Origin of the sequence: Vibrio sp. M260121 (genome assembly GCF_036533715.1) — a bacterium.
In the GTDB taxonomy this organism is placed as follows: domain Bacteria; phylum Pseudomonadota; class Gammaproteobacteria; order Enterobacterales; family Vibrionaceae; genus Vibrio.
Window position 1 is genome coordinate 1 of sequence record NZ_JATABF010000132.1, and the last position, 407, is coordinate 407.

The window sequence follows — 407 nt, forward strand, 5'->3', positions numbered from 1 at the left end:
ATGTGGTCTGGTTCTAAGTCTCTAGAAGCGAACGACTTCTCTGGTAACTACATCCACTACGGTGTACGTGAATTCGGTATGACTGCGATCATGAACGGTATCGCGCTACATGGCGGTTTTGTTCCTTACGGCGCAACATTCCTAATGTTCATGGAATACGCACGTAACGCTATGCGTATGGCTGCTCTGATGAAAGTTCAGAACATCCAAGTTTACACGCACGACTCTATCGGTCTTGGCGAAGATGGCCCAACTCACCAACCAGTTGAGCAAATCGCGTCTCTACGTCTTACTCCAAACATGAGCACGTGGCGTCCATGTGACCAAGTTGAGTCTGCAGTAGCATGGAAACTGGCGATTGAACGTAAAGATGCACCATCTGCACTTATCTTCTCTCGTCAAAACCT

General features: G+C 47.9%; 1 pseudogene. It reads left to right on the forward strand.

What is annotated here, in order from left to right:
* Positions 1-407 (forward strand): annotated as a pseudogene (locus tag QTO06_RS25455) (transketolase); the annotation flags it as partial.